Source organism: Alkalimonas mucilaginosa (assembly GCF_036327005.1).
GTDB lineage: Bacteria > Pseudomonadota > Gammaproteobacteria > Enterobacterales > Alteromonadaceae > Alkalimonas > Alkalimonas mucilaginosa.
This window is the reverse complement of record NZ_JAUGZK010000010.1, coordinates 75,528-92,973: the sequence shown is the minus strand read 5'-3', so window position 1 is coordinate 92,973 and position 17,446 is coordinate 75,528. Positions and strand designations below refer to the sequence as shown.

General features: G+C 53.9%; 17 protein-coding genes. 10 read left to right on the top strand and 7 right to left on the bottom strand.

From position 1 onward, the window contains the following. Window positions 1–86: 86 nt before the first annotated feature. Complete coding sequence (locus tag QWF21_RS13335; RefSeq protein ID WP_330088574.1) at window positions 87–1,736, bottom strand: electron transfer flavoprotein-ubiquinone oxidoreductase; 1,650 nt, start codon at window positions 1,734–1,736, stop codon at window positions 87–89. Window positions 1,737–2,050: 314 nt separating this feature from the next. Here QWF21_RS13335 and QWF21_RS13330 point away from each other — a divergent pair, with 314 nt between their 5' ends. The 4 genes from QWF21_RS13330 (at window position 2,051) to QWF21_RS13315 (ending at window position 4,891) form a co-directional block, all read left to right on the top strand. Beyond that, window positions 2,051–2,806 (top strand): electron transfer flavoprotein subunit beta/FixA family protein, encoded by a 756-nt coding sequence (locus QWF21_RS13330; protein ID WP_330088543.1) that lies wholly within the window; start codon window positions 2,051–2,053, stop codon window positions 2,804–2,806. Then, on the top strand, window positions 2,803–3,729 hold the full coding sequence (locus QWF21_RS13325; RefSeq protein ID WP_330088542.1) for an electron transfer flavoprotein subunit alpha/FixB family protein: 927 nt from the start codon (window positions 2,803–2,805) through the stop codon (window positions 3,727–3,729). The genes QWF21_RS13330 and QWF21_RS13325 overlap by 4 nt, the downstream gene beginning before the upstream one ends. Window positions 3,730–3,907: 178 nt before the next feature. Next, window positions 3,908–4,402 carry a GNAT family N-acetyltransferase gene (locus QWF21_RS13320; protein WP_330088541.1) on the top strand — a complete coding sequence of 165 codons (495 nt, stop codon included), beginning with the start codon at window positions 3,908–3,910 and terminating at the stop codon, window positions 4,400–4,402. Window positions 4,403–4,441: 39 nt separating this feature from the next. Continuing rightward, a complete protein-coding gene (locus QWF21_RS13315) occupies window positions 4,442–4,891 on the top strand; it encodes a hypothetical protein (RefSeq protein WP_330088540.1) in 450 nt (149 codons plus the stop codon). Between the two features lie 12 nt (window positions 4,892–4,903). On the opposite strand, the gene QWF21_RS13310 is transcribed toward QWF21_RS13315, so the two are convergent. The 4 genes from QWF21_RS13310 to bepA form a co-directional block, all read right to left on the bottom strand. Next, the gene (locus tag QWF21_RS13310) at window positions 4,904–5,344 is read right to left on the bottom strand and encodes a DUF2069 domain-containing protein (RefSeq protein ID WP_330088539.1); all 441 of its coding nucleotides are present in this window, start codon (window positions 5,342–5,344) and stop codon (window positions 4,904–4,906) included. Beyond that, on the bottom strand, window positions 5,345–5,926 hold the full coding sequence (gene wrbA, locus QWF21_RS13305; RefSeq protein WP_330088538.1) for an NAD(P)H:quinone oxidoreductase: 582 nt from the start codon (window positions 5,924–5,926) through the stop codon (window positions 5,345–5,347). It lies immediately after the preceding gene. Then, window positions 5,923–6,270 carry an arsenate reductase (glutaredoxin) gene (gene arsC, locus QWF21_RS13300; protein WP_330088537.1) on the bottom strand — a complete coding sequence of 116 codons (348 nt, stop codon included), beginning with the start codon at window positions 6,268–6,270 and terminating at the stop codon, window positions 5,923–5,925. Before arsC ends, wrbA begins: the two co-directional genes overlap by 4 nt. An 84-nt stretch (window positions 6,271–6,354) precedes the next feature. Continuing rightward, window positions 6,355–7,827: a beta-barrel assembly-enhancing protease gene (gene bepA / locus QWF21_RS13295; RefSeq protein ID WP_456237616.1), complete on the bottom strand. Its 1,473-nt coding sequence runs from the start codon at window positions 7,825–7,827 to the stop codon at window positions 6,355–6,357. Between the two features lie 186 nt (window positions 7,828–8,013). On the opposite strand from bepA, the gene QWF21_RS13290 reads away from it, so the two are divergent. Then, complete coding sequence (locus tag QWF21_RS13290) at window positions 8,014–9,087, top strand: AI-2E family transporter (protein WP_330088535.1); 1,074 nt, start codon at window positions 8,014–8,016, stop codon at window positions 9,085–9,087. Between the two features lie 52 nt (window positions 9,088–9,139). Here the strand turns inward: QWF21_RS13290 and QWF21_RS13285 are convergent, their stop codons facing one another. Further along, the gene (locus QWF21_RS13285; protein ID WP_330088534.1) at window positions 9,140–10,264 is read right to left on the bottom strand and encodes a PQQ-dependent sugar dehydrogenase; all 1,125 of its coding nucleotides are present in this window, start codon (window positions 10,262–10,264) and stop codon (window positions 9,140–9,142) included. Between the two features lie 100 nt (window positions 10,265–10,364). Next, entirely contained in the window at window positions 10,365–10,829 is a 465-nt protein-coding gene (bcp, locus tag QWF21_RS13280) for a thioredoxin-dependent thiol peroxidase (RefSeq protein ID WP_330088533.1), read from the bottom strand. A 139-nt stretch (window positions 10,830–10,968) separates the two neighbouring features. Here bcp and QWF21_RS13275 point away from each other — a divergent pair, with 139 nt between their 5' ends. The 5 genes from QWF21_RS13275 to QWF21_RS13255 all read left to right on the top strand — a co-directional run bounded on the left by QWF21_RS13275 (window position 10,969) and on the right by QWF21_RS13255 (window position 17,417). After that, window positions 10,969–11,712, top strand: coding sequence for an SDR family NAD(P)-dependent oxidoreductase (locus QWF21_RS13275; protein ID WP_330088532.1), 744 nt, complete (start codon window positions 10,969–10,971; stop codon window positions 11,710–11,712). Continuing rightward, window positions 11,709–12,602 (top strand): amidohydrolase family protein, encoded by an 894-nt coding sequence (locus tag QWF21_RS13270; RefSeq protein ID WP_330088531.1) that lies wholly within the window; start codon window positions 11,709–11,711, stop codon window positions 12,600–12,602. Before QWF21_RS13275 ends, QWF21_RS13270 begins: the two co-directional genes overlap by 4 nt. 147 nt (window positions 12,603–12,749) lie before the next feature. After that, window positions 12,750–13,121 carry a hypothetical protein gene (locus tag QWF21_RS13265; RefSeq protein WP_330088530.1) on the top strand — a complete coding sequence of 124 codons (372 nt, stop codon included), beginning with the start codon at window positions 12,750–12,752 and terminating at the stop codon, window positions 13,119–13,121. Between the two features lie 63 nt (window positions 13,122–13,184). Then, window positions 13,185–14,297, top strand: a complete 1,113-nt coding sequence (locus QWF21_RS13260; RefSeq protein ID WP_330088529.1) for an efflux RND transporter periplasmic adaptor subunit — start codon at window positions 13,185–13,187, stop codon at window positions 14,295–14,297. 9 nt (window positions 14,298–14,306) lie between these two features. Further along, window positions 14,307–17,417 carry an efflux RND transporter permease subunit gene (locus tag QWF21_RS13255; protein ID WP_330088528.1) on the top strand — a complete coding sequence of 1,037 codons (3,111 nt, stop codon included), beginning with the start codon at window positions 14,307–14,309 and terminating at the stop codon, window positions 17,415–17,417. The last annotated feature ends 29 nt before the right edge of the window (window positions 17,418–17,446 follow it).

Genomic DNA, 17,446 nt, shown 5'->3' with positions numbered 1-17,446 from the left:
CGTTTTTCTGCTGAATACAATGCGGGACTTGCACTGAACCTGGTTAAGATCAATAAAAAGGGAGCACCTGGCTCCCTGAATAAAAGTTACATGTTGGGGTAGTTTGGGCCCCCCGGGCCTTCTGGAGTTACCCAGGTGATGTTTTGTGCCGGATCTTTGATATCACAGGTTTTGCAATGAATGCAGTTCTGGGCATTGATCTGGAAACGGGCCTGGCCATCTGTTTCTTTGATAACCTCGTATACCCCGGCCGGGCAATACCGTTGAGCGGGCTCGGCAAAGCGGGGCAGGTTTTGACTGATGGGAAGACTGGCATCTTTCAGCTTCAGATGACAAGGCTGCTTTTCTTCATGGTTGGTGTTGGATAAATACACCGACGATAAACGGTCAAAGCTCAGCACATTGTCAGGTTTGGGGTAGCTGATCACCGGGCACTCACTGGCTGGTTTGAGCTGGGCATGGTCCAGCGACTCGTCTTTGAGCGTCCAGGGGAGTTTGCCGCCAAACCAGTTTTGTTCGATGGTGTTGTAGGCACCGCCCCAGAAGGTGCCAAATTTGTGCATGGCCGGACCAAAGTTGCGTGAGCGATACAGCTCGTCGTATAGCCAGCTTTGCTCAAAGCGTTGCTGGTGATGGCTTAAATCCTTGCCACCTTCATCCCCGCGTTGCAAGGCTTCAAAGATGGTTTCTGCGGCCAGCATGCCGGATTTCATGGCCGTGTGGTTGCCCTTGATTTTCGCAAAGTTCAGAGTACCGGCTTCACAGCCTGCCAGCAGGCCTCCGGGAAAGCTCATTTTGGGCAAGCTGTTCAGGCCTCCTTTGGTGATAGCTCGGGCACCATAGCTGACGCGTTTCCCTCCTTCGAGGTATTGCTTTAGCACCGGGTGCTGCTTGTAGCGCTGGAACTCTTCAAAAGGACTGAGGTGTGGATTGCTGTAGTTCAGATCGATGATTAAACCCACCAGAATTTGCTGGTTTTCTGCATGGTACAGGTAACCACCGCCAGAGGTGTTTTTATCCAGAGGCCAGCCTGCGCTGTGCACAACCAAACCAGGGTGATGCCTGGATGCATCCACATCCCAGATTTCTTTAAAGCCAATAGCGTAATGTTGTGGCGAGCAGTCTTTATCGAGTGCAAATTGCTGCAGCAACTGCTTGCCAAGGTGACCGCGACAGCCCTCGGCAAAAATAGTGTATTTGGCACGCAGCTCCATGCCTGGTTCAAAGCTATCTTTGGGCGTGCCATCGACATCCAGCCCCATATCACCGGTAATAATACCTTTGACCACGCCATCTTCAATAATCAGCTCTGCTGCCGGGAAGCCGGGGAATATCTCCACCCCCAGTTGCTCTGCCTGCGCAGCCAACCAGCGGCAGACATTGCCCATAGACACAATGTAATTGCCACTGTTGTGCATGGTTTTAGGCACGGAAAAGCCAGGCAGCTTTTTGGCCTGACTGTCGGATTGCAGCAAGTAAATATCGTCGTGTACAACCGGGGTATTCAGCGGGGCTCCCAATGACTGCCAGTCAGGCAGCAGCTCGTGCAAGGCTCTTGGCTCAAACACTGCACCGGATAAGATATGAGCGCCCACTTCTGAGCCTTTTTCGACTACACAAACCATCAGCTCCTGCCCGGCTTGCTGTGCTTGTTGCATCAGCTTAATCGCAGCGGATAAGCCGGCAGGGCCTGCACCTACGATTACTACGTCAAACTCCATCGATTCTCTTTGCACGTCCACAGCTGACCTCGTTCGTTGTTGTCGTTGTTTTGCAGGGAAACAAAGGAATACCTCATTGCAGGCATCGTTACCCTGATCATTATCAATATCGCGCCCTATTTGGCGTGCCTGCTACTCGTCTGCAAGTGTAGTGGATGTTATTATTTACAGCGAATTCAGTACGAAACAGCCCGTAAAGCCTATTGCAGGTTGACGTTTACGTCAACAGTAAGTAGATTGTGAGCATGTTCTGCTGGATAAGTTTACCTTCACGTCAATCAAGCTGCCAGTAGCAGTCGGATGTTTTCCCTGGGTAATGTGAGGAATCTATGAAAATTTTAGTGCCGGTCAAACGGGTTATCGATTACAACGTGAAAGTGCGGGTTAAAGCCGACCAAAGTGGTGTGGATTTAGCCAATGTGAAAATGGCACTGAATCCGTTTTGTGAAATTGCGGTGGAAGAAGCAGTCCGTCTAAAAGAAGCAGGCAAAGCGACTGAAGTGGTGGTGGTATCTATTGGTAGCAAAGCAGTACAGGAGCAACTGCGCACTGCTCTGGCTCTGGGCGCGGATCGTGCCATCCATCTGGAAACCGAGGCAGATCTGGACTCATTGCAAGTTGCGAAGTTACTGCACAAGCTGATGGACAAAGAGCAACCTGAGCTAGTGATTATCGGCAAGCAGGCGATCGACTCTGATAACAATCAGACCGGCCAGATGCTGGCGGCCCTGGCGGGTATTGGTCAGGGGACTTTTGCCTCCAAAGTGGAGCTTACCACAGACAACAAAGTCCAGGTAACCCGTGAAGTGGATGGTGGACTACAAACCGTTGAGCTAAGCCTGCCTGCGGTGGTCAGTACCGACTTGCGCCTGAACGAGCCGCGCTATGCTTCCCTGCCAAATATTATGAAAGCCAAGCGCAAGCCTTTGGATGTGATCCCGGCAGATGAACTGGGTGTGGCGCTGGTTTCCAAAGTAAAAGTAGTCAAAGTGGCGACACCGGCCGGTCGCACAGGTGGTATTACTGTGGAGTCGGTGGCGGAGCTGGTAGACAAATTAAAGAATGAAGCAAAGGTGATCCAATGAGCATCCTGATTATTGCAGAGCACAACAATCAACAGCTAAAGCCTGAAACCCACAAAACGGTGCAGGCAGCACAGCAAATTGGCGGTGATATTCAACTGCTGGTCGCAGGAGCCGGTTGCCAGGCGGTTGCTGAACAGGCGGCAAAATTAACTGGGGTCAGCAAGGTCTTGCTGGCTGATCACCCGGTGTATGGTCATCAGTTGGCAGAGAATATCGCAGCTTTGGTGGTGGAGCTGGCTGCAGGTTATAGCCATATTTTGGCTGCAGCCACTACAACCGGTAAGAACTTTCTGCCGCGAGTGGCTGCTTTACTGGATGTAGCGCAAATCTCCGATATCATTGCTGTTGAGTCGGCTGACACCTTTGTACGCCCTATTTACGCAGGTAATGCTATTGCTACCGTGCAATCGGATGATACGGTCAAAGTCATTACGGTTCGAAGCTCTGCTTTTGATGCCGTGTCTGAAGAGGGAGCGGCGCAGATCCAAAACCTTGACCTGGTGAAAGACTTGGCGGTTTCCACTTTTGTCAACGAGGAGCTGACCGTTTCCGAGCGTCCTGAGTTAACAGCTGCTAAAGTGGTGATCTCTGGTGGCCGTGGCATGCAAAATGGTGAGAACTTCAAATTGCTGGAAGGTATTGCCGACAAGCTGGGGGCTGCCATCGGAGCATCCCGCGCCGCTGTGGATGCTGGCTTTGTGCCGAATGATATGCAGGTTGGGCAAACCGGCAAGATTGTGGCGCCTGATCTGTATATTGCTGTCGGGATTTCCGGTGCTATTCAGCATCTGGCAGGCATGAAAGACTCGAAAGTCATCGTGGCTATCAACAAAGACGCTGAAGCCCCTATTTTCCAGGTGGCCGATTATGGTCTGGTTGCCGATCTCTTTACTGTTCTCCCTGAGCTCGAAGCTCAACTCTAAGTTTGCTCGGACAGGTACAAATTCACTTGTACCTGTCTGCATACCTCATTATTCTAAGCATGATGATTGCATTTGCCTGATGTGATCCTGGCTATGGTGTGTCCTGATACCTGCTGCACTGCATGCTAACGATGAAGTGTTAATACCTTGATACATTTTTTTACAGAAGGAAGAACTCATGCCGGTTATAATCCGTCATGCTGAACAGGCTGATGCCAAAGCCATGCAGCAGATTTATCAGCAGCCCAGTGTATACGCCAATACCTTGCAATTGCCATTGCAGGCGCTGAATCACTGGGAGCAGTTATGCCAGAGCCGGCCCGGCTTTTACAATCTGGTGGCCGAGCTGGATGGTGATGTGGTCGGGCAACTTGGCCTGCAGCAGTTCCAAAATCAGCGCCGCCGGCACGCGGCCGACATTGGTATGGCGGTGTCGGAACCTTTCCAGGGCCAGGGCATTGGCTCGGCGCTGCTGCGCACCGCTTTGGAAATGGCAGACAACTGGTTGAATATTCGTCGACTGGAGCTGCAGGTATACAGCAATAATGAAGCGGCGGTAGCCCTGTATGAACGTTTTGGTTTTGAAGTGGAAGCAGAGCTTTCTGATTATGCTTTTCAGTATGGAGCTTACGTGTCTGTACTGCAAATGGCCCGTATTACGACCAACAGTTAGTTGTCTGCCTGGAAGGTAGAGAGCTAAAAGGAGCAAAACATGACAACAAAGGCAGCATGGTATCGGCTGGTCACTTTAGGGGCTGTGTTGTGTTTTAGCGGCTGTGTGCAACTGACTGAAGAACAACAGCGTGCTGCTTTATTAAGTGAGCTGGATGGCTCTCTGGCTCAACTGCAGGTCAATCTGCGTCAGTTGGAGCGGCGGATGGATCGGTTGACGGAAGACCGCAGCTGCCAGCAAGATCAACAGTGTCGGGTGCTGGCCAAAGGGGTTCGCCCCTGTGGCGGCCCGGAGCAGTATCTGGCGTATTCCGTGCTTAGCACCGACGAAAGCATGCTGCTGCATACCAATGAACAGTTTAGCTCATTGCGACAGCGGCAGCATGAGCGGCTTGGCACCATTAGCACCTGTGAGTTGTTGCCAGAGCCGCTACCGAGTTGTCAACAGAATCTCTGCACCTTGCAAGCACAGGAGTATGCCAGCCGTTAGCATTGCAAAAACTCAGGGTCTGGGATCATCTTTCAGTCTTGGGATCTTCAGGCCCAGCTCTTGCCCGCGAAAACGAGCGTAATAGGTACAACCAATAAACATTGCCAACGACAGCAGTAGTTCAAGCACAGATAGCCAAAAATAAAGTCCGGATGCGACCCACAAGTTGGTCAGGCTATGCACAAAGTAAATCATCACAATAAAATTAGCCCAGGCAAAGGTGTAGGGATCGCCTTTGATCATACCCCGCAGTGGAAACCACAACGGTAGCCACAGCAGTGCCAGCAGCACGTATGGATTACCCAGACTCGGAGGGGCCAACCAGAGTATCCACACTGGGATCAGCACAAAAAGACCAAAAAAACCAATCCGGCCCAGCAGCAAGCATTGCTTGGTTTTGTCTGCCATGGTTACGGTTTCACTGGAGAGCTGCTCCGGTTTACCTGCATTCATTTAGCGTTGTGCTCCTGTCTTGAGTTGTTGTGTCACGCGTGCAATCCGCTGCCCCAGTGCTAAACATAGTTGCTGCTCATCACGGCTAAAGGCTTTGTCGCCACTCAAGCCACTGACATGGCTTGGGCCGTATGGGGTGCCACCTTGGTTGGTGTTATTAAGTTCAGGTTCGCTGTAGGGCAGGCCACATAACAGCATGCCATGATGCAGCATGGGCAGCATCATACCGAGCAAAGTGCTTTCGTTGCCGCCGTGCATGCTGCCGGAGGAAGTAAAAACTCCTGCCGCTTTACCGATCAGACTGCCGCGGATCCAGGCTTCGCTGGTTTGGTCCCAAAAGGCTTTTAGCGGGGCAGCCATGACACCAAAGCGTACCGGGCTGCCAACAATCAGTGCATCACAGTGTGGCAGGTCCTGGATATCCAGGACCTGATGGCGTGGTTGTTCGCTAGGATCCAGCGGAGCAACTGAACGCACCATCACCTCGGCACCGGCCTGCTGCACGCCGATGGCAATTTTGTCGGCTAACCTGGCTACGGAACCATGCTTTGAGTAATACAGAATCAAAACTCTGACGGTCATGGCAGCAATTCCAGTACCTTCTCCGGAGGTCGGCCAATCACGGCTCTGTGTTGATCAAACACCACTGGCCGCTCCATTAGTTTGGGGTGGCTTAACATGGCATCCAGCAGATCATCTTCTGTCAAAGCCGGATTGTCCAGTTGCAGGGCTTTGTAATCCTCTTCTTTGTTGCGCAGCAGTGCTTTGGCTGGAATGCCAAGTTTTTCCAGTACAGCGGCAAGCTCTGCTTTGGTCAGGGGAGCTTTTTGATAATCCACTACAGTGATTTCAACCTGATGGTGCTGCAGCAGTTCAAGGGCCTGACGGCTTTTGGAACAGCGGGGGTTGTGAAGAATGGTCAGCATAACAGCTCCGTTTTCGCAAAGACGGTTATTGTAAAGAAAGTCAGGCGCAGGCGCAAAGTCCAGGCTGCGCTATCTATAGACTGTTTACATGCGGCGCAAGCGATCAAATTCGGCTTGCATCTGCCGCCTTTTGGCTTCCAGGCGGCGGTTTTCCAATTTATCGCTGCTGGATAAATGGTTGAGCGCCTCTTGCAAGTCATCAATAGCTCTGGGGTAATTGGCCAATTGGTAGTGAAAATCTGAGCGGGCTTCGTAAAAGCGGGCATAGTCTTCCAGATTCTGGTACGCCTTGGCAATTAAATCATAGGCCAGAATATTATCCTCTTTGTAATGCAGCATATCCTTGAGCAAATGAATCGCCAGCCGGTTGCCACCGGCTTTAATAGCCGCATTGGCGTAATTGAGCGTGACGACCTGGTTGTTTGGGCGGATCCGGTAATGATGCTCCAGCATTTCCAGTGCCTCAGTCGCGCGGTTTTGCCCCAGCAACACATCGGTATAGACATCCAGGTAATACAGATTGTATTCATCTTTTTCCAGCAACTCCAGGATCAGCGTTTCCGCTTCGGTATAGTTATTGCTGTCCAGGTAGGCAATGGCCAGACCGTATTGATTTGCTTTGGTATTGCCCCCTGGCTGGCGTAACCGTTGCTGGAAAATGGCGACCACATCTTCATTTTTATGTTGGTAGCGCGCCAACACCCTGGCTTTGGCTAAGGTGTAGTCCTGACTGTCTGGTACAAAGCGTTTGGGGAATCGTTCGGCCCGTAATCGGGTATCACTTACCCGTGCCTGCGATAGCGGGTGTGTTTGCAAAAAAGCCAACTGTTGATTCATAAAGCGGCTGCGCTCGCTGAGTTTACGGAAAAACTCTGGCACAGCATGGGGGTCAAAACCTGCATCGGCCAGGATTTGCATACCAACGCGATCCGCTTCTTGCTCATTGCTGCGGGTGAAATTGATGGATGCTTGCTGGCTGGCACCTTGGGTCGCTATCATGGCTGCCATCCCTGCTTCAGGGTTGACTGTGGCCAGCACTATGGCTCCCAGCAGTCCGGCAAGTGTTAAAGGTGCCCGCTGGCTTTGAGCTTCCACAAAGCGGGCAATGTGTCGTTGGGTGACGTGTGCTATCTCGTGAGCCATCACAGAGGCAAATTCACTTTCACTGTCCGAAATGGCCAGGGTTCCCGTGTGGGACGCTACATGCCCACCAAGGGTGGCAAAAGCATTGATGTTGCGATTATCCACCCAGTAAAAGCGAAATGGAAAGCGGACATCGTTGGCATTTGCCACCAAGCGGTTGCCTAGCGCATTAATGTATTCATCCAGCAAGGGATCGAACACCATGGGCAAGGAGCCTTTGGCTTGGCGCATCAATACATCACCCAATACCTTCTCTTTCTCTGGGGTGAGTGTGGACATGGCAGTACCGCCCAGGTCGGGTAAGTTCGAGCTGGCATAGGCGCTGAGCGAGAAACAACTCAACAGCAACCAGAGACAGGCCGATTTCAATCGCGTTGAAAAAATTAAGTGGGCACTATGGGTATTCGATATCATTCAGGGTACAGCCTATTCCGTCCGGGAAACCTATCGCCGTTTTAGGCAGCGAAATTGTTTTGAAGTTCAAAGCGAAATCAGCAATTATCTTGTCATGGATATCGGGTAATCTACCATAGAAAACTGACAGATTCAGGCGTTTGCTGTATCTTCTGCTCAAGGCAAGTTGATAAGGAGCCCATTGCGATGTTGTCCTGGCTGAAAAATTGGTACCACCACAAGTTTTCTGATCCTCAGGTTGTGGTGCTGTTTTTAATGCTGCTACTGGGGTTTTTATCCATTTACTGGCTGGGGCGTATTCTGGCACCTTTGCTGGTGGCCATCGCTTTTGCCTACTTACTGGAGTGGCCGGTAGCGCGGCTAACCCGGCTTGGCTTATCCCGAACTATCAGCACCAGCCTGGTGGTCTCTACCTTTATTGGTCTGAGCACCATGATACTGATGTGGACCATGCCGCTATTTTGGCATCAGGGGCGTACCTTGCTTCGTGATATGCCACAAATGATCGAGCAGGGCAGGCAATATTTGCTGGAGCTGCCTGAGGCCTTTCCTGGCGTGGTCAGTACCGAGCAGGTAAATATCTTTATGCAGTCAGTCGATGAGCGGCTTATGGCCTTTGGCCGGGATATGTTGTCGCTGTCACTGGCATCCATTGTCGATTTAGTGGCTTTGATGATTTACCTGATTCTGGTGCCGCTGCTGGTGTTCTTTATGTTGAAAGACAAAAATCTGCTGATTGAGCGCTTCTCGGCCTTGCTGCCAACAGAGCGTAAATTGATCAGTCAGGTCTGGCAGGAAATGAACTTTCAGATCATGAATTACATCCGGGGCAAAATTCTGGAAATCATAATTGTCGGAGCGGTCAGTTATGCAGTTTTTGCTCTGTTTGGCTTAAATTATCCTTTATTGCTTGGTGTGCTGGTCGGCTTTTCAGTGTTGATCCCCTACATCGGTGCTGCTGTAGTAACACTTCCGATTGCTTTAGTGGCTCTTTTTCAATGGGGTTTTAGTCCGCAGTTTGGTTATCTGATGCTGGCTTATGGGGTGATTCAGGCGCTGGATGGTAACTTGCTGGTGCCGGTGTTGTTTTCCGAGGTTATTGATTTACACCCCGTCTACATCATTGTCGCTGTGCTGTTTTTTGGCGGTATGTTTGGCTTCTGGGGAATTTTCTTTGCGATTCCGTTGGCGTCTTTGGTCAAGGCAACCATCACGGCCTGGGCGGCCCGGGTGCAGCCTGCGATGGAAGCAGCCGAGTAAAAAAGCAAAGGGCTGCAACAGCCCTTTGCCCGATTTCGCGTTTTTCTAACCGTTACTCAGAGGCAGGCTTTAACTGCAGCACCTTACCATTGGGCTCGTCGGTCAGCAGATAGACGGCACCGTCCGGGCCCTGGCGCACATCCCGTACCCGCATACCAATATCGATGCGCTCTTCGTGGGTCACGGTATTACCATCCATCACTAAGCGTGCGATCAACTGATAACGCAGTGCGCCCACCAGGGCATTGCCTTGCCAGTCATTGAACAGCTCACCGGTATAAAACACCATGCCGCTTGGCGCTATGGACGGCGTCCATTGGTGCACCGGTTGCTCCATGCCTTCTTTTGCTGTTGGGCCAATATGGCCGCCACCGTATTCTTCGCCATAGGTGATGGTGGGCCAGCCATAGTTTTTAGCGGCCTCGGTTAAGTTCAATTCATCGCCGCCCTGAGGACCATGTTCGTGGGTCCAGAGCTGCCGGGTTTGTGGGTGCAAATCGGCGCCTTGAATATTGCGGTGGCCATAGGACCAGATGTCATCCAGCCCATCGCGGCCAACAAAAGGATTGCTTTGTGGAATAGTGCCATCCGGATACAAACGAACCACTTTACCATGATGGGTATCCAGCGTTTGCGCATCGTGTCGGCGTGAGCCGCGATCGCCCAGGGTAACAAAGAGATAGCCATCGTCGGTAAACACCAGTCGGCTGCCAAAGTGATGGCGACTACGCATCTTGGGCTGGGCACTGAAAATGACCTCCAGTTGCTCCAGCTGCATCCCGTTCAGGCGAGCTCTGGCAACGGCGGTGCTGCTACCTTCCGGGGTGGGCTCGTTGTAGCTGATATAAACCCATTGATTACTGGCAAACTCCGGATGCAACGCCACGTCGAGTAAACCACCCTGGCCATCGACCAGAATGTCCGGCAGGCCAGCGATGGGCTCGCTGATGCTGCCATCCATGCTGACATAGCGAAGATTGGCGGTGCGCTCTGTCACCAGCATGCGGCCATCTGGTAAAAAAGTCATGCCCCAGGGGTGTTGCAGCCCTTCGGCGATGGTATTCAGTTGGATTGGGCCATGCTCGGTGTCAATGGTTTGGGCTTGGCTTTGTGTCTGAACCAGGCTTGCCAACAAGATGGCTGTAGCAGTGAGCGATAGCTTTGGGAGCAAGTGCATAAAACCTCCATGCAACGATGAGTATGTTATTTAGTATGCACAAAGCCACGGCTCTTGCATGTCGGATCCGATCAAAGCAAGAGCTGGCAGGGCAAATGGCTTATTGGCTTAAATAATCCAGCACCAACTGGTGATGGTCTTTGGTCTTGAAGGTATCGAACACATGGGCAATGGTGCCTTGCTCATCAATCAGGAAACTGGTGCGATGAATACCATCGCTGACGCGGCCCATAAACTTTTTTGGCCCCCAGACACCAAAGGCGTCAGCCACGCTGTGATCTTCATCCGCCAGCAGGGTAAAATTAAGTTCCTGTTTCGTGGCGAAGTTCAGCAATTTTTTCGGGGTATCCGGGCTTAAACCCAGCACCACAACCCCCAGCTTCTCCAGCTCGGCTTTGCTATCACGTAGGCCACAAGCCTGCACGGTACAACCAGGCGTTGACGCGCGTGGGTAAAAGTAGACCAGCACTTTCTTGCCGCGAAAATCAGCCAGGCTGACGCTTTGGCCGTTTTGGTCTTGCAAGGTAAAATCAGGTGCGCTTTGTCCGGCAGTCAGGGTTTGCATAGGGTATCCTTAGAGCATTGAAAACGAGTCTTAGTGTAACAGCCCGGCCAGAAGTCTCAAGCCGCGACTGACTAAAGCTGTTATGATACAACGAGTTTTAATGATTGGATCAGGCCATGGGCCTATGGGGTTTGTAAGCATGCAAAACAAGGGTTCAAAGCCGGTTGCCGTGGTCACCGGTGGCAGTGCCGGCATAGGGGCGGCTGTGGTGGCAAAGTTGCTGCAGCAAGGCTATCAGGTGATTAATCTGGATATTCAGTCGGGCCCTGAAGGTGTCTATCTGGCTTGCGATGTCAGTAATGTAGCAGCGGTGCAGCAGGCGATCGGTCAAATAAAAGCTAGATACGGCCGTATTGATGTGCTGGTGTCCAATGCTGGCCGGCATCTGTCGGCCGATATTGAGCACACTTCAGAGGCGATGTTGGATGAGCTGTTTGCGCTCAATGTGAAAGGGGCCTTTGCTGCGGTGCAGGCGGTTTTGCCGCTGATGAAGTCGCAGCGTGATGGCGTTATTCTGCTGATGGCCTCAGATCAAGCGGTCATTGGTAAACGCAACTCCTTTGCCTACAACCTGACCAAGGCCGCACTGGCGTCGATGGCACGCACCACCGCGCTTGATTACGCCAGCTTTAATATTCGCTGCAATGCCATCTGTCCCGGCACCATTGATACGCCCTTGTACCAGCAGGCCATAGCCCGCTATTGCGCACAAAGTGGTCGTGATACCGCGGAGGTGCACCGCGAAGAAGCAGCTGAGCAGCCTCTTGGCCGTTTGGGAAAACCCGAGGAAGTGGCAGCACTGGTGGCATTTCTGGCCAGCCCGGAGGCCGCCTTTATCACCGGCAGTTTGCAGCTAATTGATGGTGGTTATACCGCGCAATGAGTGAGCAATGCATTGGTATCATCGATCCACATCTGCATGTCTGGCAATTAAGCGCTGGTCATTACCACTGGCTGCGCCCAAATAATCCACCTCACTGGCCCAAAAAAGTGGTGCTGCAGCAGGATTTTCTGCCGGCAGACTTAGCGTTGCAGTCGCCGTTTCGCTTGCTGGGGGTTGTTCACATTGAAGCAGGTTTTAATAATCAGCAACCAGAGCAGGAGCTTTTCTGGTTAAGCCAGCAGCATTGGCCCTTTGCGTATCGCAGCGTGGCATTTTTGGATTGCGCCGCGCCGATTGGTGAGGTAGAGCGGAAGCTACAGGCATTACTGCCCTATCATCCTGCCGGGGTACGTCATATCTTTGAAGGGGAGGATGAGGCTGTGTTGCAGCGGCCTGAACTTGAGACCATTGCTGCTTGGCTGGCGCAGCATCAACTGCTGCTTGAAGTGCAGTGCGATCTCAGTAAAGCCAGCAACTGGCAGCGCCTTGCTGAACTGGCAGTGAAACAGCCGAAGCTGCAACTGGTGCTCAATCATGCCGGGCTGGTCACGTCAGAGCGGTTCAGTGACTGGCAACTGGCACTGCAGCAGCTTGGCCAATACCCGACTATGGCGATGAAACTCTCCGGCTGGGAAATGCAGCAGGCCGGGGTAACGAGCTCCTTTGATAGCCGTTGGTTTCAGCGGGTGCTGGCCGCCGCTCTGGAGCTACTACCAACAGATCGCCTGATGCTGGCCAGTAATTTTCCGCTCTGTTTATGGCAGGGCAGTTACCAACAGTTGTGGCAGCGTTATTTTGACAGCGGCCAGGCGCTTGGATTAAGCCTGGCCGATTGGCAGCAATTAAGCCGCCACAGTGCTCAAAGCTGGTATCGACTGGCACTAATATAATCAAGCACTTCCGTTACAACGGTCATGGAGTTGTTTCACGAAAATCCTTGACTCTGGACCAACACCAGCCTGTATACTGCTACTCATGTTCACCTCAGATCTCATTCGGCCTTTAGTTTGCGAGCTATCCGTGTCAGTAGTGCCCATTTGAGTAGTATCCGCTTAAGTGCTGTCCGTATCAGCGCCCTGGTGCTGTGCTGTTTTTTATGGCAAGCATTGTCCGGTCAGGTTGGCGCGCATCCATGGCATTTTTCTGAGTTGAGCGACAGCACTGGTCATCACCTGCATCTGTCGCTTGGCGATAGCGGGCTGGCCGAAAGCCGCTTCCAGGCGGATAGTCAGGTGCCTGAGAGCGACGAACTTTGCCTGGATTGTCACTGTCACAGTGGCCAGGTGCCCTTGTTCTGGTTGCCTCGTGTATCTGCTGTTAGCGCAAGCTTTGGCCATAGTCATTACCGGCTCTGGTATTATCCGCCGCAATCTGCCTTGCATTTACGCCCTCCCATTTTTCTCTCCTGATATCACTTAAACTGCAGCAGGCCGCGAAGCTGGCTGCACCCCGGTATTTTTTCAGGAGTTTCTATGCGTATTTATTCCATTCGCGTGGCCGTTTTGGCTGCGCAGCTGCTATGGACAGCATTTCCGCTGGCCGGTCATCCAAAAGTGACGGCCAGCCAGGAGCACAGCCACCAGTCTCATGAGTTGCAGCTTACTTTGCAGCAACAACAGTTGGCCGGGATCCTGGTGCAGCCTGCCAGCATCAGCGAGTTTTGGCCAACACAACTGGCAACGGCAACCCTTATCGCCGATCCAGAGCAAAGCCAATTGCTGACAACCCCTTTTGAGCTGCAAGTGCTGAAACGGCATGTCCGGCCCGGCCAATGGGTGGAAGCCGGCCAGCCACTGTTAACCCTGGGCGGCACCCGGCTGGCTGATGTGCAGGCAGAGTATCTGGATGCGATGCGTCAATGGCAACGTCTGGCTGAACTTACTGCCGACAGCATCAGTGCCAATGAGCAATTCATTGCCAAAGTCCGGGCCAGTCAATCCAGGGCGCATTTGGAGGCTCTGCACATGACCAGTGCGCAGATTGCTTCATTGCAGCAGCAGCCGGAATCATTGGGGCGTTTTGAACTGCTGGCGCCGCAGTCTGGCGTGGTCAGCCGGTTGCAGGCATTGCCAGGGGAGCAACTGGCGGCGGGCAGTACCTTGCTGGGCTTGGCAGATGAGTCCAGCTTGTGGGTGCAGGCCGAGTTAACCAGCAGTCAGTCCGGCTTACTTGATGCAAAAGCGACGCTGTTGGTGCGTTATGAGCAGCAATGGGCAGAAGCCGAGCTGATTGGCCGCTCACATCAGTTGGACTTGCATAGCCGGACCGAGCCCTGGTTTGCCCGGCTGGATAATCGGGCCTTGCACTGGCATCCCGGTAGCTTTGTGGAGATTGTGCTGCGTGCTGAAGCTGTCTCTGGGGTGCTGGTGCCGGATGCCGCCCTCAGTCGTGATGCCGATGGTCACTGGCAAGTTTTTGTGCAGGAGCGTGAGCTTTTTGTGCCATATCCGGTGGAGTTGCTGCGTAGCGAGCGGGGCTGGCATCTGGTGCAGGGCATCACGCCCGGCCAGTTATTGGTACAGCAAGGCGCTTTTTTCCTGGCTTCCGAGCTGCAAAAGGCGGGCTTTGACCCGCACCAGCATTAGGAGGTTGCCATGTGGAACTCCTGGCTTTGCGCCGCTTTGCAGCGACCTGCGCTGGTGCTGCTGTGCTTTGGTTTACTGTTGGTTGTCAGTCTGTGGCGTTTGCCGCAGCTTAATGTCGATGCCTTCCCGGACGTAACACCGGTGCAGGTTGTTATCAATACTCAGGCCGATGGTCTGGCCGCCGAAGAGGTGGAGCAGTTTATCAGTTACCCGATTGAAACCGCGATGTTTGGCTTACCCGATGTGGTCGATATCCGCTCGCTATCACGCACCGGCTTGTCGGTGGTGACTGTGGTGTTTGCTGAGGGTAGCGATGCCCAGTTGGCACGCCAACTGGTATTTCAGCAACTGGAGCGGGCCAGTGAACAGATCCCTGCAGGCTTTGGCCGGCCGGAGATTGGCCCGGATACCTCTGGCCTTGGTGAGGTGTTTCAGTATGTGCTGACCGCCAGTGCTGATAGTGGCATGGATGCAGCCGCACTTCGCAGTCTGAACGATTACCTGGTGAAATTGCTGTTGATGCCGGTGGCTGGGGTTACTGAGGTACTGTCTTTTGGCGGAGAGGTTCGGCAGTACCAGGTACAGGTCGATCCCTACCGGTTGCAAAGCTATCAGTTCACGCTGGATGATGTGGTGTCGGCCTTGCAAAGCGCCAACCAGAATGCCGGTGGCTGGTATCTGCCGCAGGGCATGGAACAATGGGTGGTGCGAGGTTATGGCCTGGTCCCGGCCGGCGAGTCCGGGCTGCAGCTGTTGCGTGAACTCCCCATTGGCTGGCAGGAAGACAGGCCCATAGAGCTGCAGATGCTGGCTACTGTCGCCTTGGGGGCTGAGCCAAGAGCGGGGGCGGTCAGCATGACGCGGCGCAGTGCCGATGGACAGGCCGACAGCCTGGGTGAAGTGGTCGCCGGCATCGTGGTTAAGCATCGTACCGCCAATACCAAAGCCACCATCGACGCCTTGCAGCGCCAATTACCGCGGGTGCAACAGGCTTTGCCTGCAGGTGTCCGGCTGGAGGTATTTTACGATCAGGCTGATTTGGTGGATCAGGCCATTCGTACCGTCAGCCAGGCGCTGTTGTTGGCCCTGTTGTTGATAGTGCTGCTGCAATGGTGGTTGTTGCGTCACCTGAGAGCCATGCTGCTGGTGGTGATCACAGTGCCTGTTGCCTTGCTGTTGGCACTGCTGGTGTTGGAGCAGTTGGGCATGACTGCCAACCTGATGTCGTTGGGTGGGCTGGCTCTGGCCATTGGTATTCTGGTGGATGGTGCTGTGGTGGTGGTGGATGCGCTGTTACGTCGAATGGCGTTAGCGCACCCGCAAGAACAAAGCATGCGAGCGCTGATGCAGCAGGTGCTGCGTCAGATGGCAAAGCCGGTACTGCTGGCAAGCCTTGTGGTGATGCTGGCATTTGCCCCGCTGTTTGCCCTGCCGGGGGTTGGTGGTCAGTTGTTTCAGCCGATGGCCATCAGCATTCTGCTGGCACTTGGCGCAGCGCTGCTTTGTGCGCTCTTGCTGGTACCGGCGCTTGCGGTTGTGCTGTTAAAACCAACCAGCGGCTACCGGCCTGTACGGGGGCTCCGCTTGCTGCAGCTGGGCTACCGGCGTTTACTGCGCCGGTTGTTGCGTTTTGCCTACTGGCAGGCCGGGCTGGTGCTGCTGCTGGGAGTAGCAGGAGTCGTGTTACTGACCCGGTTGGGGACAGAGTTTGTACCCGAGCTGGAAGAAGGCACGTTGAACGTACGGGTGACCCTGGCACCAACGGCCAGCCTGGAGACAGCCTTATATGTGGCCCCTCAGTTGGAAGCCATGCTGCTGGAGTTTCCGGAAGTGCGCTATGCCCTTAGCAAAATTGGTGCGGCAGAGCTGGGTGGTGATCCAGAGCCGGTCAGCAACATCGAAATCCTGGTTGGCTTAACACCGATGGCAACCTGGCACAATGGTGGCGATCGTCAGCAATTGCAACAACAGATGCAACAACGCTTATCGGCGTTTCCGGGGCTGTTGCTCAATTTCTCCCAGCCGATTGCCACCCGGGTTGATGAGCTGCTAGCTGGCGTGCAGGGCCAACTGGTGGTGCGTTTGGCGGGGCCCGATCTGCAGGTGCTGGCAGAGCAGGGCGAGCAGCTGGCGGCGTTGCTGCAGCAGATCCCTGGCGCAGTCGATGTAGCCACCGAGGTCACTCAGCAAGAGATGCAGCTGCTGATTGAGCCCAGACGTGAGCAACTGGCTCGTTATGGCGTCACGGTTGCGGATTTGATGCAGCTGATTCGTCAGGGGGTGGCCGGTGTCACGGCCAGCACAGTGCTGGATGGCAATGCACGCTATGCGATTGCGGTGCGTCTGGCCGGTCCTTATCGGCAGGATGCGGATGCGCTGGCGGCTTTACCGGTGCGGCGCGCCAATGGTCAAAGCATCCGGCTGGGGGAGCTGGTGCATATTCAAGCTGTACCGGCTCCGGCCATCATTCGCCGGGATGCCGGTCAGCGCCGCTTGATGGTGCAGGCGAATGTGCGAGGCCGGGATATCGGCTCGGTCGTTCAGCAGTTGGAAGAGACTTTAAGTCAACTGCAGCTGCCGGCCGGTTACAGTTGGCAGTTGGGTGGGCAGTATCAGCTGCAGCAACAGGCGATGCAGCGGCTGCAATGGTTGATCCCATTGTCGTTGCTGGCAATGGCTTTGCTGCTCTACGCCAGTGTGCGCTCGGTGCGGCAGTTGCTGCTGTTGCTAACGGCTATTCCGATGGCACTGTTTGGTGGGGTGCTGGCGCTCTGGCTGGGGCACTGGTATCTGTCGGTGCCGGCCTTGATAGGCCTGATGATGGTGTTTGGCCTGGCGGTGCTCAATGGAGTGGTGTTGCTGGATGCGATGAATCAGCAGCAAGGCAGCGGCATGGCGATTAAACGGGCAGTGCTTGCTGGTGCCAGTCAGCGCTTACGGCCGGTGCTGCTTACCGCCAGTACCACGGCACTGGGCCTCTTGCCACTGCTTTTGGCAACCGGGGTAGGCAGTGAAATTCAGCGCCCGTTAGCGGTGGTGGTGCTGGGCGGGCTTGTTAGCGCGACCTTGCTGACGCTGCTGGTACTGCCGGTACTGAACCATCGTTTTATGCAGCGCTAAGCGCTGCATGTCAGCCATGCAGCATTAGC

Bases quoted from the DNA above. Each gene is read 5' to 3' on its own strand.
- QWF21_RS13330 (WP_330088543.1), top strand. From the start codon at position 2,051: ATGAAAATTTTAGTGCCGGTCAAACGGGTTATCGATTACAACGTGAAA.
- QWF21_RS13325 (WP_330088542.1), top strand. From the start codon at position 2,803: ATGAGCATCCTGATTATTGCAGAGCACAACAATCAACAGCTAAAGCCT.
- QWF21_RS13320 (WP_330088541.1), top strand. From the start codon at position 3,908: ATGCCGGTTATAATCCGTCATGCTGAACAGGCTGATGCCAAAGCCATG.
- QWF21_RS13315 (WP_330088540.1), top strand. From the start codon at position 4,442: ATGACAACAAAGGCAGCATGGTATCGGCTGGTCACTTTAGGGGCTGTG.
- QWF21_RS13310 (WP_330088539.1), bottom strand. From the start codon at position 5,344: ATGAATGCAGGTAAACCGGAGCAGCTCTCCAGTGAAACCGTAACCATG.
- wrbA (WP_330088538.1), bottom strand. From the start codon at position 5,926: ATGACCGTCAGAGTTTTGATTCTGTATTACTCAAAGCATGGTTCCGTA.
- arsC (WP_330088537.1), bottom strand. From the start codon at position 6,270: ATGCTGACCATTCTTCACAACCCCCGCTGTTCCAAAAGCCGTCAGGCC.
- bepA (WP_456237616.1), bottom strand. From the start codon at position 7,827: ATGATATCGAATACCCATAGTGCCCACTTAATTTTTTCAACGCGATTG.
- QWF21_RS13290 (WP_330088535.1), top strand. From the start codon at position 8,014: ATGTTGTCCTGGCTGAAAAATTGGTACCACCACAAGTTTTCTGATCCT.
- QWF21_RS13285 (WP_330088534.1), bottom strand. From the start codon at position 10,264: ATGCACTTGCTCCCAAAGCTATCGCTCACTGCTACAGCCATCTTGTTG.
- bcp (WP_330088533.1), bottom strand. From the start codon at position 10,829: ATGCAAACCCTGACTGCCGGACAAAGCGCACCTGATTTTACCTTGCAA.
- QWF21_RS13275 (WP_330088532.1), top strand. From the start codon at position 10,969: ATGCAAAACAAGGGTTCAAAGCCGGTTGCCGTGGTCACCGGTGGCAGT.
- QWF21_RS13270 (WP_330088531.1), top strand. From the start codon at position 11,709: ATGAGTGAGCAATGCATTGGTATCATCGATCCACATCTGCATGTCTGG.
- QWF21_RS13260 (WP_330088529.1), top strand. From the start codon at position 13,185: ATGCGTATTTATTCCATTCGCGTGGCCGTTTTGGCTGCGCAGCTGCTA.
- QWF21_RS13255 (WP_330088528.1), top strand. From the start codon at position 14,307: ATGTGGAACTCCTGGCTTTGCGCCGCTTTGCAGCGACCTGCGCTGGTG.